Source organism: Polaribacter sp. BAL334, from assembly GCF_015767435.1.
In the GTDB taxonomy this organism is placed as follows: domain Bacteria; phylum Bacteroidota; class Bacteroidia; order Flavobacteriales; family Flavobacteriaceae; genus Polaribacter.
This window is the reverse complement of record NZ_JADWOV010000209.1, coordinates 1-471: the sequence shown is the minus strand read 5'-3', so window position 1 is coordinate 471 and position 471 is coordinate 1. Positions and strand designations below refer to the sequence as shown.

Sequence of the window (471 nt, the reverse complement as noted above, 5' to 3'; positions counted from 1 at the left end):
CTGTTCCACTTGTAATAAACCAAGAAGCAGGAACTCCTTTTGCAATACGAATTGCGAATCACACATTGCCTTCTGATATCAATGTATATGTAGAAGACGTAGTAGAAAAAACCGTAACGCTTGTTACTGCACAAAGTTTTGAGCTAACTCCACAAACTAAGCTTAGTGGTATTGGTAGGTTTTATCTTCACTTTACAAGGAGTAGCCTATCTGTAGAAAGTATTGTGAATACTTCATTGATTACTGCTTATAAAGGAAATGGGAATGATTACATCTCTATTGAAGGGTTACAGCTGTTCTCAAAAGCATCAAAAATTATCCTTTACAATCTATTAGGGGTGAAAATAATAGATACAACACTAAACACACCCTCGCAAAAAGAGATGATATCTACAGCAGGAATAAAACAAGGGGTTTACATCCTTGAAATAAATTACGACAATCAAGTTTTAATCAAAAAAATAGTAATTG

At 34.0% G+C, this 471-nt stretch carries 1 protein-coding gene; it reads left to right on the top strand.

Translation table 11 applies throughout. From position 1 onward, the window contains the following. Positions 1-471: T9SS type A sorting domain-containing protein (locus IU405_RS01885; RefSeq protein WP_197436931.1), on the top strand; the 471-nt coding region annotated here is incomplete at both ends.